Source organism: Streptomyces lincolnensis, assembly GCF_021173675.1.
GTDB lineage: Bacteria > Actinomycetota > Actinomycetes > Streptomycetales > Streptomycetaceae > Streptomyces > Streptomyces lincolnensis_B.
Genome location: NZ_JAIHON010000001.1, coordinates 794,545 through 810,171 on the forward strand (window position 1 = coordinate 794,545; position 15,627 = coordinate 810,171).

The window sequence follows — 15,627 nt, forward strand, 5'->3', positions numbered from 1 at the left end:
CGGGTCTTTACGCGCCGGTCAGCGCCTCCGCCACGGCCCGCAGGTTCACCCGGCCGCGTCCGTAGGAGCACAGGGCGCCGTCCTCCGGGAGGCCGGTGGCGACGCGGATCGCGTCCGGGCGCCGGGCCAGCAGGGCGTCGCGGAGGTCCTGCTGCCAGGGGTGCAGTCCGGCGTCGCAGGTGGCGACGACGAGCGGGGCGCGCCGGGAGACCCGCACGATGCCCTCGACGAGGGCGGCCGGGTCCGCGGGCTCGCCGGTGACCGCCGTACCGGAGGCGGGGCCGTCGACGGCGCGCATCTCGCTCAGCAGGTCCTCGCCGCCCCAGTTGAGGGCGGGGTGCGGCGGCGGGAAGAGGTCGACGACATGGGCGCCGCGCACGGGCTCCGGCAGCCGCTGGCCGCGTACGGCCCGCCGGGCCGCCGTCAGTCCCGCGTCGGCGTCCCACGGCTCGACCGTGGCTGCTGGGGCCGCGTACCGCTCGGCGAGCCCGCGCACCCGCTCCGCCGCCTCCACCACCCGCTCGTCGTGCAGCACCCCGGCGTTCAGCGCGCCGAGCACCGCGTCCCGGCAGGACAGCGTGACCTCCAGATCCGGTACGGCGACGATGACCTGGTCCGCGCCCGCCGCGAGGGCGATCCGGGCGCCGGCGGCCTCGCCGTACCGGTCGGCTATCGCCTTCATCTCCAGGGCGTCGCTGACCAGGACGCCGTCGAAGCCGAGCTCGTGCCGGAGCAGGTCGCCCAGGATGCGGCGGCTGAGCGTGGCCGGGCGGTTGGGGTCCAGCGCCGGGAAGACGACGTGGGCGCTCATCAGCATCGGCACGCCCGCCGCGATGGCGGCCCGGAAGGGCGCGAGGTCGAGTTCGTCGTACGGCCTGGGGTCCACGGCGAGGTCGTGGTGGCTGTCGGTGACGGTGCCGCCGTGCCCGGGGAAGTGCTTGGCGCAGGAGGCGATGCCGCGTGCCTCGGTGGCGGCGATCCAGGCCCCCACATGACGGGAGACCAGCTCGGGGTCGGTTCCGAAGGCACGGGTCCGCACGATCGGGTTGTCCGGGTGCACCTGGACGTCGGCGACCGGGGCGTAGGAGGCGGTGATGCCGAGGGTGGCCAGGTGCCCGGCGAGCGCGTCGGCGCAGGCGGCGGTGAGCGCGGGGTCGTCGACCACGCCGAGGGCGTAGGACCCGGGCACGTCGGGGGCCCCTGCCCCCACCAGGTGTCCGATCCCGCCGCCCTCGTTGTCGATCGCCACCAGCAGGTCGGGGCGCAGGGCCCGCAGCGTCTCGGTGAGCCGGCGCACCTGCTCCGCGTCGCGCACATTGCGCGTGAACAGGATGACCCCGCCGAGCCCCCGGTCGATCAGCCTCTTGAGGCCGTCGGGAACGGTCGTGGTCCCGTCGAACCCCGCGACCAGACAGCGATGCGCCGCCTCGTCCAGGTCGACGGGGAGGGCGGTACCGGCGGGCAGCTGTTCCAGGTGGCTCACCTCCGCAATCCTCTGGCTCAATGAGCCGAAAGTCAACAGTTCGGTGGATAAGCCATTCATTGCGGTGCCGGATCGGCCACTGTGGCACTCTCTCCCCATGCTCCCCGTGCGCCTCCCCCCCTTCGTCGACCTCAGACCGATCGGGAGGTGCAACCTGAGCTGCCCTTTCTGCTTCGGTCCCCGGCATGAAGTCCCCTCCATGTCCGAGGACGACGCCCTGAGCATCGCGTCCCTGCTGCGCGAGGCCCCGGTCAGAGGCGTGGTCGTCTCCGGTGGCGAACCCACCCTTCTGCCCTATCTGCCCAGGCTCGCGGAGGAACTGCGCAAACCCCTGCCGGAGGGCGGGCGGCTGCGGGTCGTCCTCAGTACGAACGGTCTGGCCCCGGTCCCCACGATGCGGCGGCTCCTTCCCAGCATCTCGTGGCTGGCGCTCCCCCTGGAGTCCGCCGACGAGGGCGAGCACAAACGGCTCAGGACCGGTGTGGCGCCCCACCGGGACCGGGTGATCGCTCTGCTGCGGGAAGTGCGGGAGAACCACCGCCACGTACAGGTGAAACTCGGGACGGTGGTCACCAGGATCAACTCCGCGGGGGCCCCGCGCGTCCTCGACCTCATCAGTGAGGACAAATGGCTGCCGGACGTCTGGAAGATCTACCAGATGTCGGAGACCAATTACGGGGCCGACAACAAGGACTGGCTGTCGCTGGGGGACGAGGAGTTCGAGGAGATCGTCGACAGGTGCCGAGCCGCCGCCGCCGAACGGGACGTCGTCCTGCGTGTGTACCGGAACTCCACCCGCACCGGAAGCTACTTCTTCATCGACCCCGACTGCGAGGTCGTGGTCATCGACGAGGAGGGAGAACGACGACTGGGTAACTTCTTCTCGATGCTCGACCAGGGCGACCCCCGGCCGCTGCCCCTCGTGCGGCCCGACAGGAACGCCGCGAACTTTCTGGGAACGTATCCGGATCAGTGAGGAGTCTGCGATGACGGAACAGGTGCGGGCAGAGGCGCAGGTCAGGGTAGGGGTGCAGGCGATCGTCCGCTCCGGCGACCGCGTGCTGCTCGGCCTGCGGGCCAACACCTTCGGGCACGGCACCTGGGGACTGCCCGGCGGTCATCTCGAACCCGGCGAGTCGCTGACCGACGCGGCCGCCCGCGAACTGGAGGAGGAGACCGGAGCGCGGGCCCTGGTCTCCCGTGTGGTGTGCGTGACCGACCCGGACCCCGCGGCCAACCACCACATGCAGATCGGCGTGGAGGTGGAGGCCTACGCCGGCGAGATCAGCGTGCGGGAGCCGGACAAGTGCGAGCGGTGGCAGTTCTGGCCCCTGGACGGACTGCCGGAATCGCTCTTCGTCGGCTCGGCGCCCGTGCTGCGGCGGATCAGGAACGGGGAACGTCTCCCTTCCTGACACTGGGCCGCACCTGAATGTCCACCAGGGCGTCGATCTCGGACCGCAACGCCGTCTTGTGGACCTCCTCGTGCTGCTTGAACTGCTCGTAGGTGCTGGAGAGTTCCCACTGCGTCGTGAACTCCTGGAGGCTGTCGACGTAGTACTTGCTGTCCTTGAGGAACTTCACCTCCAGCACCCGCAGCCCCCGCCGCGTGCGATGCGCGGGGTTCGAGGTGATGTACGGCTCGAAGAACAGCGTGTCCGAGGTCAGCAGCGTGGAGCCGGGGATGTCCATGGAGGTGATCCGCAGCTCGACGCGGTCGCCGTAGGTCGCCTTGAGGTTCTCGTAGGAGGCGATCACCGGTTTGAAGGTCCGGCGGTAGTAGCGGCTGTCCTCGATCAGCTCCACGATGTTGTGCGAGGTCAGCGGCTCCCCCGCGGTGGTCCGCTGCATGAACGCGGCCAGGCTGCTCCAGGGGCTGCTGATGATGACCCGGAAGGCCACCCCCCGGTCCAGGGCCTGGACGATCGGGCCGTGGAAGCGGTTCTCCTCGCCGAGGAAGTACGAGGCGCCGGCGTGCGCGATGAGCCGCACGGTCCGCTGCTCCCGGTTCAGGGCCGCGGTCTTCGCCTCGTTGCGGTCCTCGTTCTCGTCGGGCGTGTACACCCGCTCGATGGCGTACGGCAGTTCCGCCTGCGGCACCGCGGACTTCCGCATGGTCGCCAGCGCCGTACGGAGCTTGCGGGTCTGGGTGTGCTCACGGCCGAGCGAGGAGGCGTCCTGGGCGGCCCGTTCGGTCGCCGCGTCCAGGACGCGCAGCGCTTCCTTCGTCCGGGCACTGGTCGCCCCGGCGCTCCCGCCGCCCGCGTCGAACTCGGCGACGGCCAGGGCCGCCTGGGCGACGACGGCCACGCGGTGGTCGGGGCCGAACGTCACCTGGGCGCCGAGCCTGAGCAGTTCGAGTTCCGCGAGCTGCCGCTCACGGCCGGGCGCGTCGTCCGTCATGGCCGCCAGCCGGTACCGGGCGGTGGCCAGGGCGGTACGGGCCTCGAAGACCCGGGCGTCCTTCTCGCCCTCGATCTCGGCGAGGTTCCCCACCGCCTCCGCGAAGAAGGGCAGCGCCTCGGCCAGCGCCCGCGCGTCGCCCCTGGCCTTCGCCACGTCCACCAGGACACGGTGGAGGGTGAGCCGGGTCTGAAGGTCGTCCGGCCGGTCCCAGAGCACCTCGACGCCCTTGCGTGCCCAGGCCGCGGCGGCCCGGTGGTCGTCCTCCCGGAGGGTGACCGCGCTCAGGTTGGCCAGGATGCGGGGCAGTTCGGGGGACTTGTAGCGGTGGGCCCGGTTGAGCGCGCAGTTCAGGACGGCCCGGGCCCGTACCAGATCGCCCTGGCCGGCCAGCAGGGCGCCTAGCCGGTTCCACAGGGTGGCGTCCTCGAACTTCTCCTCGTCGGCCTCGGCCAGTTCCATCGCCCCGAGGGTCATGTCGAGGATGTCGCCCGCCGAGGACTTCTCGCCGAGGGCCAGACAGAGCTGGGTGAGGCGGATGAGCTGGGCGACCTCTGCGGGATCGGTGGCCGCCGGTTCGTCCTCGCCGCGGATCCGGCCCACGTATCCGGCGAGTCGGCCGCGGTCCCCCAGCTCATCGGGCGTGGTTCCGTGGCGAATTCCCTCGGCGACGGATATCGCCTCGTCCAGAGTCGCGATGGCGTTCATGAACACGTCCTCCCGCCGGGTCCCCCGGAGGGCGTCACGGCGTCCACTCGACCTCTACGAAGTAATCCATGTCCTCACTGCGGAGAATCCGGCCGACCGCGCTTTCGCCGTTGGTCCGCCGCTCCGCCTCCCTTTCCCCCGCGACCGGACCGAAGGAACCGGAACTGCCGTCCACCACCAGCCGCATTCCGGTGATGCTGAACAGGTCGAGCGCCTCCGCGACACTTCCGGCGAAGATCTCGTCGCTCTCCGCCCAGATGCGCTCGGGTGGTTCGACGACCACCCCGAGCGCGACGGGAGAGAGGGTTCCCTGTCCGCGCTCCACCGGGCTTCCGGCGAAGGGCGCGTGGTCCTTGCGCAGTTCGCAGCGCAGCCGCATCGCCCGGACCACCAGGGAGTCGGTCCTGCGGTAGAGGGCGTCGGGGTCCTCGACGCTGCCCGCCGGCGGCTTGTCCCCGGCCGGGAAACGGTACGTCGCCGTCCAGGACTCGCCCCGCCGCGCGGTGCCGAAGGAGACCCGGGGCAGCAACGCGTCGTCGTCGCCCAGGACGAGACGCAGCAGCGCGAGGTCGGAGGTCGTGTTGTACATGGGGACGACCACGCGGGTGCCGTCCGGCAGCCGGAGCCGGCTGTCGCCCTGTTCGGCGGGCACATGCCCGCGCAGACAGTGGGTCGCCGTCAGGGCGAATTTCCGGGTGAGGCGTAACGCCGACCCCAGCCGCCCGCTCTCGTCGTGAATGTCGATCAGATACTCGTTCTTCAGCACCGGGCGGTCCCCCGTCCCCCTGTGGTCGAACTCGCATACTCCGTCCGGAAGTTGCCAGGGTAACCGGAAGCACGTTCACAAGAGAACCAGCCGGCGTTCCGGGACGGTTTTTCGATTCCCCTGGCCTTTTATCCGTGCACGTCCCGGCGCACGAGTTCCAGAAGTCTCCGATCGGCTTCCTCGGAATCACCCGTGCACTTGAGGAACATCAGCCACTTGGCGTCCCGGGCACTCGCCACGCGCCGGCCGGCCCCCTGTTCCTCCCACGCCTCCCACGCCTTCATCCAGTTCTGGATCTCGGCGAAGGCCTGCTCGCAGGCCGCGCGCAGGTCCGGGGAACCGTAGATCTCGATCCGGGCCGTCAGCAGGAAGGCCGAGGCGTCCGCCTCGTCCCGGCCCGCGGGGCTGTCGGGGAGGCGGCTCGTGCGCACCGCGTGCGCCCGCATCCGGGCGAACCTGCGGATGGTGGCCATCATGTCGTCGTAGGTCTCCACCCGCCGGTCCCACATCCGGCGCTCCCGCTCCCGCCGTCCCGTCGCCCGCTGCGTCAGCCAGGCGGTCACGACGCCGCCGGTCGCGCCCACGACGGCACCGGCGAGGGCGGCCACCACCGGCGTGATGTTCATCCCGCCATCATGACGAAGCGGGGCGGCCGAGGGAACGCGGCGGCGGACCCGACCCAGGGATCAGTCCTCGGCCGGCTCCCACGCCGCCACGAGCTCCACAAGCCCCGGGAAGCGGGCGTCGAGGTCGGCGACGCGGACGTGGCTGCGGCGCTCCAGGCCGTACTGGCGCTGGCGGGTGACGCCGGCCTCGCGCAGGGCCTTGAAGTGGTGGGTCAGGGAGGACTTGGGGCGGTCGAGGCCGAACCAGCCGCACGAGTGGTCGAAGTGCTCGGACTCCAGGAGGAGTTTGCGCACGATGCGCAGTCGCAGGGGGTCGCTCAGGGCGCCCAGCACCGTCTCCAGCCGCAGGTCCCGCACCGCCGGTTCGGGGAGCGGTTCGGGCAGGTCGGCGGGGGCCGGCAGCACCCTGATCACCGGCGCCGGGGGCGACACCGGGCTCGCTGTCGACGGCATGGGCAACTCCTCATGACCCGAATCCACGAAAGTCCTATGTACGAGTTCTATCGTACTGCATGCTATGTTCGAGAAAACTCGTACTGCACTCGTACCGCACTCGCTGGAGGGACCTGTCATGTCGGAGAGTCGAACGGCACCCGTGAAGGTGGTGGATGAGCAGCGCTCCGAGCCGGCCGACCGGCCCGAGGCGCGCCCCTCCAACACTCCCACCTGGTGGGTGTGGCTGGCCGCGTGGCCGGTGACCGCCGTCTTCGTCCTGTCCAACGCGGCGACCCCGCTGTACGTGCTGTGGCAGCGCGACATCGGGTTCTCCAAGGGCACCCTGACCGTCGTCTTCGCCTTCTACATCGTCGGACTGCTCGGCTCCCTCCTCGTCTGCGGCGTCGTGTCCGACCGGCTCGGCCGCAAGCCGGTGTTGCTGCCCGCCCTGGGGCTCGCGCTGGCGGCCTGTGTCATCTTCGCGACCGCCACCAGCGTGACCGCGCTCATCGTGGCCCGGCTGTTCACCGGCATCGCCGTCGGCGCCGTCGTCTCCGCGGGCATGGCGGCCGTGACGGACGTGGCCGGGCAGGAGCGCAAGCGGCTCGCCGCCCTGCTCGCCTCCTGCGCGATGGTCTTCGGGGCCGGTCTCGGACCGCTCCTCGCCGGCGTCCTGTCCGAGACGCTGCCCGCCCCCACCGTGACCGTCTTCCTCGTCGAGATGGCGCTGCTCGCCACCGCCGTCCTCGCCGTGCTGCGCATGCCGATCAAGCGCCCGGCCGCCGCCCCGGCCAAGGGCGCGTGGATCCGCGTGCCCGGCGTGCCGCGCGGCCACGGCCTGCAACTCACCCTCGGCATCGCCGTGTTCGCCCCCGGCATCACCGCGACGTCCTTCGTGCTCTCGCTCGGCCCGTCGCTGCTGTCGGGTCTGCTCGGCACCACCAGCCGGATCGTCGCCGGGGCCATGGCGTTCGTGATGTTCCTGGCCGCCACCGGCGTACAGTTCGCCGTGCAGGGGCTGCGCAGGCGCACCATCCTGACCGCCGGCGCGATCAGCACCACCCTCAGCATGGTCACGCTGATCGTCGCCGTGCACACCTCGTCCGTCCCGGTGCTCATCGCCTCCGCGCTGCTGGCCGGCGCCGGGCAGGGCATGGGACAGCTCGGCGGGCTGTCGCTGCTCAACTCCGCCGTCCCGCCGCAGCGGCTCGCCGAGGCCAACGCGGCGCTCAACGTGGGCGGTTACGTGCCGGCCGGCCTGCTGCCGGTCTCGGCCGGCTACCTCAGCGACGCCGTCGGCCTGACCAACGGCGCGACCGTCTTCGGCACCGTCCTGCTGAGCCTGGCGATCATCGGCGGCATCGTGGTCGTAGCCTCCCGCCGCCGGGTCCCGGAACCCGCCTGACCCCTGGACCCACCTCCGCCGGACCCACCCCTGCATCGACCCCGCCCGCGGCGCACCACGGCACCTCCCGTGGTGCGCCGCCGCGTTCACACGCCCACCGGCCACCGGCACCGCCTCGCCGCCGGCACCACACCGCCCCGCCTCACCGCTCACACCACGCCCCGTCATCCCGCCCGCACCGCGTAGAACAGCAACTGGCTCGACTCCGCCCACCGGTCCACCACATCCGTCCTGCCGTGCAGCACGTCCGAGATGTGCTGGGTGCCGAAGAAGGCCGAGACCAACGACCGCGCGACCACCGCGGGTTCGACCCCCTCGCGCAGCTCGCCCGCCTCCCGGGCGCACACGAGCAGCGACTCCAGCAGCTCGGTCCAGTCGACGTACGGCGTCGGCAACTCGGCGTCGATCTGCGGGCGTTCGATCTGCAGCCGCGCCCCCGCCTGCACGATGACCTCGTCCCGGAAGGCCACCGCCGCCCGCGCCAGCAGTTGTACGGCGGTGTCCAGCGGCCCGTACCCCTCCGCCACGACCTGTTCCAGCAGCGCCGGCCACCGCGCGTAGTGCTCCTCCACCACGGCGACCGCGAGCGCCTCCTTGGTCGGGTAGTGGAAGTACACCGCCCCCTTGGTCATCTCCACCCGGTCGGCCACGTCCTTGACCGAGGTGTGCCGGAATCCGTGCTGGGCGAACAGTTCGGACGCCGCGGTCAGGACCGCCCGTCTGGTCCGCGTGGACCGGTCCTGCTTCGGTTCCGGGCCTCGTCTCGTGACGATCTTCCTCTGCACGAACGAGGCGAAGCCCGGCTGGAGCTCTGACATGGTGCGATTCCTCTGCGTGTGGCGGTTTCACCGGGGGCGCGGCGCGGTCCGGGCGGCCCCGACGGGCGGGCCGCTCAAGCCAGGGTGACGCATCACACCTCGGCAAGAAACCTTCTAGAAGGTATCTTTCTGGAGTCGCTTCCCGTGGGGACGGGACGACAGCGGGCCCAACCAGCCCCCGCTGCCGCGACTTGGGGAGGAACACTAACGTGCACGTCGTACCACCGCTCGCCCCGCACTCGGAGCCCGGCTTACTCCGCCACCCCTGGACAAGCCTGTGCTTCGAGAGCCGTGTGCCCCGCGCATCGGTACACAAGTCCGCCGCCTCGGAGGTGCTGCTGACCGACGTGGTGCCGCTGGGCGGGAACCGCTACACCCTCGCGTCCGCCTGGCACCGGGACGGCTTCCTCGGCCATCTCGGGAGCCCCGCCGCCGATCCCCTGCTCCTGGCAGAAACGGTTCGGCAGGCGGCCATCCTGCTCTCCCACCGCTTCCACGACATTCCCTACGGCCATCCCTTCGTCCTCGGCGAGCTCGCCCTCGACCTCGACGAGCCACTGCCCCCGGCGGACCCCGAGCCCCTCGCGCTCCGGCTCGACGCCCACTGCGCGCGCACCGGCACCCACCCCCGCCGCACCAACCTGGAGGCAGAGCTGGCGATAGAGACCGAGCGGCGCCGGCTGGGCAGCGCCCGGGTGCGCTGGGAGGTCATGGAACCGCGCCGCTACGCCGTGCTGCGCAAGCGCGGCGCGGCGGACGCCGCCGGTGCGGAACCGGTGCCGGAGCCCTCCGGGGCCGTACCCGTGCCACCGGCGCGACTCGGCCGGCGGCAGGACCGTGACGTCCTGCTGGCCGCCGACAGCACCCGCCCCGACCGGTGGTGGCTGCGGCTCGACCTCGACCACCCGGTCCTGTTCGACCACCCGTCGGACCACGTCCCCGGCATGGCGCTGACGGAGGCCTTCCGGCAGGCGGCCGCCCTCACCGCCGCGGACGCCCACGGGACCCCGGCCGCGGAGGCGGCGCACCGCATACGGGCGCTGGACACCGCGTTCGCCTCGTTCGGCGAGCTGAACCAGCCCGTGTCCATCACGGCGCGGCCCGCCGACGACGACCGGGGCGAGGACGGACACGCCCTGCTGCTGCGGGCCGAGCAGGGCGGCCGCGAACTCGCGTCCGCGCGTGTGGTGCTCGCGGCGCCGCGCGCCGATCGCCGAACGGCGGGAGCGGCATGCTGACCACGGACCTCGCGGCCGGTGTACGGGCGCCCGGCGAACCGGAGTTGGCCGACCTGACGGCGATCGCCCACCGCGACGCGCCGGGCGCCGACGAACGGCGCAGACTGACCCCCGAGGCGGCATCCGCCATCTCGGCCGCCGGTTTCCCCCGGCACTTCGTGCCGCGCCGCCTGGGCGGGGCGGCCGGCGGGTTCGCCGCGCTCGTGGCCAGTGCCTCGGCGGTCGCGGAGGCCTGCGGATCCACGGCCTGGTGCGCCACGCTGTACGCCGCGCACGGCCGGCTGGCCGCCTATCTCCCGGCCGAGGGGCAGGACGAGCTCTGGGACCGGGGCCCGGACACCCGGATCGCCGCCGCGGTCGTACCACCGCAGGGCACCGCGTCGGCGTACGACGGGGGCTGGCTCCTCGACGGGGCGTGGCGGCCCACCAGTGGCGTCGACCACGCGGACTGGGTCCTCCTCGCCTCCTGGACGCCCGGCGAGCACGGCCGGGAGCACCGGATCTTCGCCGTGCCCCGCTCCGAGGTGTCGGTGGTGGACACCTGGCACTCCTCGGGCCTGCGCGGCACCGGCAGCAACACGGTGACCGCCGAGGCGGTGCGGGTGCCGGGCCACCGTTCCGTCACGCTGGACGCGCTGCTCCGGCAGCCGGCCGACGCGGCCCGCTGCCACACCGTGCCGTATCCCATGGTCGCCGCCCTGCTGTTCGCCGCTCCCCTCCTCGGCATCGCCCGGGGCGCCCTGCGCGCCTGGACGGACGAGCGGGCGGGCGCCGCGTCCCCGCATCCGACGACGGCCACCGTGCTGGCCCAGGCCTCGGCGCGGATCCACTCCGCGGGGCTGCTCCTCGCCGGCGCGGCCGGGCGGGCCGACCACGGGGAGATCACCCCGCTCACGGTGGCCGAGAACCGCCGGGACGCGGTGACGGCGGCCGCCCTGTGCCGGGAGGCGGTGGACACGCTCTTCCGCGCGTCCGGCATGCGGGCGCAGTCGCCGGACAGCGCTCTCCAACGGGCCTGGCGGGACGCGACGGCCGCGGCGGGCCACGGCGCCCTCGACCCCGACGCGGCGGCCCGGTCGTACGCGGACGTGGCGCTGGCCCCTCGGGACGGTGGTCCTCGATGAGTCACGCGACACCACCGGCCGGGCCGACCACCGCCACCGGGCGGACCACCATCGCCTTCTTCGACGTGGACGAGACCGTGGTGGCCGCGAAGACCATGCTCGACTTCTGGGAGTTCTGGGCCGGTTCGGGTCTGTGGCCGCTCCCGGCCCGGGTGTCCGACCTGCGGGCCCGGGCGGCGGCGGGCGAGGACCGTACGGTGCTGAACCGCGCGTTCTACCGCCGGTTCGCCGGAGTGCCCCTGGCCCTGCTGCGGTCGGCGGCACGCGCCTGGTACGACGCCCACCGCCTCGGGGAGCGGGCGTTCGTGACCGCCGGGGTGCGGGCCGTCGAGCGGCACCGGGCCCTCGGGCACGACGTGGTGCTGGTCTCGGGCTCCCTGCGCCCGCTCCTGGAGGCCGTGGCGGAGGACCTCGGCGCGGTCGAGGTGCGGTGCACCGAACAGGCGGTGACGGACGACGGCGTCCTCACCGGCGAGGTGGACCGGCCGATGATCGGGCCGGCCAAGGCCGACGCCGTCACGGCCGTCGCGCGGGCGCGCGGCGCGCGCACCGCGGACTGCTACGGGTACGGCGACCACGAGAGCGATCTCGCCATGCTCCGGTCGGTGGGGCATGCCGCGGTGGTGGGCGGCTCCCCCGCGCTGGCCCGGGAGGCCGAGCGGGCCGGCTGGGCCGTGCTCGACGGACACCGGGGCCCGCGCCGGGCACCGGCCCACGCCGGGCACCACCCCCTTCCGGCCTCGGGAAACCGCTGATGAACGACCGGTTTCCCGCTCCTCGGAGAAATCCTTCTCAAGGGTATGTTTGTGCCCTCGTCAACACTGGAGGGCACCCGCATGGTCAAACAGGAGAGGGCGCGACGCACCCGCGAGAAGGTGCTGGACGCGGCGGCCGAGGAATTCGCCGTGCAGGGGTACAGCAGGGCGACACTCAACGCCGTCGCGGCCCGCACGGGCATGACGAAGGGGGCGCTCTACGGGCACTTCGCGTCCAAGCGGCTCCTGGCCGGCGCCCTGCTGAGCCAGTCCCACGAGGCGTGGGAGGAGATGCTGCTGGCCCGCGACACCCCGGGGGTCACCGCCCGGACGGCACTGGAGTCGCTCGTCCTGGACCTGGCCCATCGCCTGAAGGCGGACATCCGGTTGCGGGCGGCGCTCCGGCTGGCCACCGACTGCCCGAGCCTGAGCCGCGCGGTGCCCGACGTCTTCGAGGACGTGCGCCGCAATCTCGTGGACCTCATCCGCCGCGCGCAGCGGGAGGGCAGTATGCCGCCCCGTCCCCCCGAGCTGGTCGCGCAGTTACTGCTGGCAGCCATGCACGGCGCGCTCCATGTGTCGTTCGGGCCGGCCGGCTGCGGCAGGTCGGCCACCTGGGACGCGGTGTGGCGGCTGCTCCTCGACGCGCTCTCCGGTGACGCCGGGGAGCCGTCGGGCGGGCGGGAGGCCGAAGGGGGCGTGCACGCCGGATGAGCGTCTCGTTGCGGGTCCGTTAAAAATACCATCGCGAAGGTTTTTTCTGCCATGCTGAAGCCGCCGTCAGCAGTCGACATGGAGTGAAGGAGGGAAGCGAATGAGTGTGCTGGACGAAAGGATCGGACCGTCGCCGCTCGACCACATGAGCTCCGGCGAAGTCCATGAAGATCCGAATCACGAGGGAGTTCGGCGCGCCGTCACGCACGCCGAGCATGTCGACGACTTCGACATGCGGCACCTTCGATATTTCCTGACCGTGGTGCGGGCCGGAACCGTCTCCGGAGCCGCCCAGGAATTGCGGATATCGCAACCGAGCCTGAGTCAGCAGATCAAGCGGCTGGAACGCCGAATCGGCGCTCCGCTGTTCATCCGGAGTTCACGGGGCGTCGAACTGACCACGGGCGGACGCGCCTTTCTGCAGGAGATCCAGGGTATTCCGGGCCAGCTCCGGTCCGCGATCGCGGCCGCCGCGCCGTCCCCCAGGATCTGGCCCGTGGGGGTGTGCGGCGGGGTACCGGCGGAGGTGCTCGCCGAGGTGCAGAGCGGTCTGTCCGGGCAGCACGGCGAGCGGCCCGGCGGCCGGCCGGCACCGCCGCTGCGCATGCGCTCGGTCAGCGCGGCGGACCAGCTGGAGCTGCTCCAGCACGGCGAGATCGCCTTCGGCATCGTGCGGCTGCCCGTCACCATGCCCGGCCTGGTGCGGGCGGTGGTCTGGGACGAGCCGCTCGGGGTCGTCATGTGCGCCGACCATCCGCTGGCCGGCCGCCCCGAGCCGACCTGGGCGGACCTGAGCGCCCAGCGGCTGCTCTGGTACGACGAGGGCTGCGCGCCGGGGTACGCGGACACCGTGCCGGCCCAGCTCGCCGCGCTGGGCTGGAAGGCCGACCTGCATCCCGTCGACCAGGACCAGCAGGCCCTGTTCGTGCACGCGCTCCAGACCGGCCGCGATGTCGTGGCACTGCGCCCGAGGCTCGCCGTCCAGGGCGATCCGCAGCTCGTCTGGCGTCCCCTGCCCACCCGTTCGGCACCGCGCGAGCGGCTGGCCGTCACGGCGCTTGCGGGAAGTCGGGCGGCGCGTTACCTGAGCCGGGTGGCGGGCCGGTGCGGATGGTCGTATCTCGGCTGACCCTTTCCTTTCCGCGTCCGCCCTCGTATGAGCGGCACGCCGCCCCCTATGAGCGGCCCACAGCCTTCCGGCTGCGGGCCGCTTTTCTTTTGGTGACCATGCGGAATACTCCATTCCGTAAACCCTGGCCAATTCCGCCATAGGCTCCGCCTTATATCTCCCACATGTTTTCCGTCTTGGACGCCGAGGACCCCTGGAATCTAGGCTCTTGAACGTGAAACCGAAGCGTTTCGCGGCCATTTTCCGATCCATTTCACCGGCGGTGCCGGGAATTCAGGGGAGAAGCGTGATCTCGACCAGGCTGACAGAGCTGCTGGGAATCGACCATCCGATCGTCAGTGCTCCGATGGGTTCCGTGTCCGGTGCACGGCTGGCCACCGCCGTCACCCGCGCCGGCGGGCTCGGCCTCGTGGGCGTCAGCTACGGCGACGCGGCGTTCATCGACGAGCACGTCCGCGAGACGGCCCGGGCCGGCGGCGTCTGGGGCGTCGGCTGTGTGATGTTCACCTTCGACGAGCGCCCGGGGCTGTGGGACAAGGTGCTCGGTCACCGGCCCCCCGTGATCGCCCTCTCCTTCGGCGACGCCGACCAGGTGGGCCGCTACGTCGGTTCCGCCGCGGAGAGCGGCGCGCACGTGGTGGTGCAGGTGCACGACACCGAGCAGGCGGCCGTCGCCGTCCGGGCCGGGGCATCGGTACTGGTGGCGCAGGGCGCCGAGGCCGGCGGCCACCACAAGACACAGGCGACGCTGCCGCTCGTGCCGGCCGTGCTCGACGTCACCCAGGGCGTCGTGCCGGTCGTCGCCGCCGGCGGGTTCGCGGACGGGCGGGGTCTGGCGGCCGCGCTGGCCCTCGGGGCCGACGGCGTGATGATGGGCACCCGGTTCGCCGTGACCGAGGAGTCGATGGGCACGCCGGGCTTCAAGGCCTCCCTCGTCTCCGCCGCCACCGCCGACACCGTCGACACCCGGGCCTTCGACGTGGTCCGGGGCATCCCCTGGGACGAGGTGTACCGGGCCCGCTCGGTGAGCAACGCCTTCACCCGCGCCTGGACCGGCCGGGACGCCGAACTGGCCGCCCGCCGCGCGGAGATCGAGCCCGAGTGGGCGGCCGCGGTGGCCCGCGACGACACGGCACAGCGCGCCCTCTTCGCCGGCGAGGTGATCGACCTCGTCCACGACGTGCGGCCCGCCGCGAGCGTCGTCCACGAGACGGTCACCGAAGCGGAGGCGATCCTGCGCCGCCTGGCCGGAAACATCACGCCGTCGCGGTGAGCGGCGGCGGGTGTGGATGCGGGCCTCGCCGTGAGCGATGCCGACCCCCCGCCCCTCGCCCCTCGAACTCCCCCGAAGCCCAACCCCCACCCCCACCCCCACCACACCCCATCGGAGCCCCCATGATCCACATCCTCACCCTCACCTACCTCGTCCCCCGCGACACCGTCACCGCCCACCTCCCCGAGCACAAGGCGTGGCTGCGGGACCACGCCGACCAGGGACGCATCCTGCTGAGCGGTCCCCGCCCGGACGGAGGTGCCGTCATCGTCACCGCCGACCTGGACGAGGCGACCGTGCGGGAGATGGTCGAGAGCGACCCGTGGACCCGTCTGGGCATCGCGTCGTACGAGCGCACCGCGTTCGAGGGACGCAACGTCAGCCCCGGCGTGGTGACCGCGGCCGAGCCGGACGACGGTGTGCTGCTCATCAACGTGGCCACCACGGACGACGCCGCCGCCTCGGTGGACGCGCTCGCCTCCGCCGTGGAGCACGTCGCCGCCACCGCCGAGGGCTTCCGCGGCTCCCGCCTGCTGACCAGCGTCGACGGCGACGCGATCGTCAACCTCGCGGCCTGGACGGACCAGAAGCGCTTCGACGCGATCTTCGACGACCCCGAGTTCACCCGCCGCTACCAGGCGTTCGCCACGACGACGACCGGCGCCAAGTACCGCCTGTACCGCACCAGCCGGGTCATCACCCCGAACCGCTGATCACCCGCCCCACCCCCACGCGAACCAGACCGCTCGC

16 protein-coding genes are annotated in these 15,627 nt (G+C 72.4%); 10 read left to right on the forward strand and 6 right to left on the reverse strand.

The features are described 5' to 3' along the window. Window positions 1-7 precede the first annotated feature (7 nt). Window positions 8-1,483: a glycoside hydrolase family 3 N-terminal domain-containing protein gene (locus tag K4B79_RS03420; RefSeq protein WP_232024686.1), complete on the reverse strand. Its 1,476-nt coding sequence runs from the start codon at window positions 1,481-1,483 to the stop codon at window positions 8-10. A gap of 97 nt (window positions 1,484-1,580) precedes the next feature. Between K4B79_RS03420 and K4B79_RS03425 the strand changes: the two genes are divergently transcribed. Then, complete coding sequence (locus K4B79_RS03425; RefSeq protein WP_269462980.1) at window positions 1,581-2,459, forward strand: radical SAM protein; 879 nt, start codon at window positions 1,581-1,583, stop codon at window positions 2,457-2,459. A gap of 10 nt (window positions 2,460-2,469) precedes the next feature. Further along, the gene (locus K4B79_RS03430; RefSeq protein ID WP_232024688.1) at window positions 2,470-2,898 is read left to right on the forward strand and encodes a nucleotide triphosphate diphosphatase NUDT15; all 429 of its coding nucleotides are present in this window, start codon (window positions 2,470-2,472) and stop codon (window positions 2,896-2,898) included. Here the strand turns inward: K4B79_RS03430 and K4B79_RS03435 are convergent. From K4B79_RS03435 to K4B79_RS03450, 4 genes are all read right to left on the reverse strand, one after another. Next, window positions 2,870-4,594, reverse strand: coding sequence for a tetratricopeptide repeat protein (locus K4B79_RS03435; RefSeq protein WP_232024689.1), 1,725 nt, complete (start codon window positions 4,592-4,594; stop codon window positions 2,870-2,872). The two genes, K4B79_RS03430 and K4B79_RS03435, sit on opposite strands and share 29 nt — an antisense overlap. A 34-nt stretch (window positions 4,595-4,628) precedes the next feature. Further along, a complete protein-coding gene (locus K4B79_RS03440; protein WP_232024690.1) occupies window positions 4,629-5,360 on the reverse strand; it encodes a hypothetical protein in 732 nt (243 codons plus the stop codon). Window positions 5,361-5,488: 128 nt separating this feature from the next. Continuing rightward, window positions 5,489-5,986, reverse strand: a complete 498-nt coding sequence (locus tag K4B79_RS03445) for a hypothetical protein (RefSeq protein WP_232024691.1) — start codon at window positions 5,984-5,986, stop codon at window positions 5,489-5,491. A 60-nt stretch (window positions 5,987-6,046) separates the two neighbouring features. Next, window positions 6,047-6,439, reverse strand: coding sequence for an ArsR/SmtB family transcription factor (locus K4B79_RS03450; protein WP_232024692.1), 393 nt, complete (start codon window positions 6,437-6,439; stop codon window positions 6,047-6,049). Between the two features lie 118 nt (window positions 6,440-6,557). On the opposite strand from K4B79_RS03450, the gene K4B79_RS03455 reads away from it, so the two are divergent. Then, entirely contained in the window at window positions 6,558-7,826 is a 1,269-nt protein-coding gene (locus tag K4B79_RS03455) for an MFS transporter (RefSeq protein ID WP_232024693.1), read from the forward strand. Window positions 7,827-7,990: 164 nt separating this feature from the next. Here K4B79_RS03455 and K4B79_RS03460 read toward each other — a convergent pair whose 3' ends face one another. After that, window positions 7,991-8,644: a ScbR family autoregulator-binding transcription factor gene (locus K4B79_RS03460; protein ID WP_232024694.1), complete on the reverse strand. Its 654-nt coding sequence runs from the start codon at window positions 8,642-8,644 to the stop codon at window positions 7,991-7,993. Window positions 8,645-8,937: 293 nt separating this feature from the next. Here K4B79_RS03460 and K4B79_RS03465 point away from each other — a divergent pair, with 293 nt between their 5' ends. The 7 genes from K4B79_RS03465 to K4B79_RS03495 all read left to right on the forward strand — a co-directional run bounded on the left by K4B79_RS03465 (window position 8,938) and on the right by K4B79_RS03495 (window position 15,590). Continuing rightward, entirely contained in the window at window positions 8,938-9,882 is a 945-nt protein-coding gene (locus tag K4B79_RS03465) for a ScbA/BarX family gamma-butyrolactone biosynthesis protein (RefSeq protein ID WP_232024695.1), read from the forward strand. Then, complete coding sequence (locus tag K4B79_RS03470; RefSeq protein WP_232024696.1) at window positions 9,876-11,006, forward strand: oxidoreductase; 1,131 nt, start codon at window positions 9,876-9,878, stop codon at window positions 11,004-11,006. The genes K4B79_RS03465 and K4B79_RS03470 overlap by 7 nt, the downstream gene beginning before the upstream one ends. Beyond that, window positions 11,003-11,761, forward strand: coding sequence for an HAD family hydrolase (locus tag K4B79_RS03475; protein ID WP_232024697.1), 759 nt, complete (start codon window positions 11,003-11,005; stop codon window positions 11,759-11,761). The genes K4B79_RS03470 and K4B79_RS03475 overlap by 4 nt, the downstream gene beginning before the upstream one ends. 51 nt (window positions 11,762-11,812) lie before the next feature. Next, the gene (locus K4B79_RS03480; protein ID WP_232024698.1) at window positions 11,813-12,475 is read left to right on the forward strand and encodes a TetR/AcrR family transcriptional regulator; all 663 of its coding nucleotides are present in this window, start codon (window positions 11,813-11,815) and stop codon (window positions 12,473-12,475) included. A 100-nt stretch (window positions 12,476-12,575) separates the two neighbouring features. Continuing rightward, window positions 12,576-13,604, forward strand: a complete 1,029-nt coding sequence (locus K4B79_RS03485; protein WP_232024699.1) for a LysR family transcriptional regulator — start codon at window positions 12,576-12,578, stop codon at window positions 13,602-13,604. A 286-nt stretch (window positions 13,605-13,890) separates the two neighbouring features. After that, window positions 13,891-14,877, forward strand: a complete 987-nt coding sequence (locus K4B79_RS03490) for an NAD(P)H-dependent flavin oxidoreductase (protein ID WP_308280374.1) — start codon at window positions 13,891-13,893, stop codon at window positions 14,875-14,877. 122 nt (window positions 14,878-14,999) lie between these two features. Continuing rightward, entirely contained in the window at window positions 15,000-15,590 is a 591-nt protein-coding gene (locus tag K4B79_RS03495) for a YciI family protein (RefSeq protein ID WP_232024700.1), read from the forward strand. The last annotated feature ends 37 nt before the right edge of the window (window positions 15,591-15,627 follow it).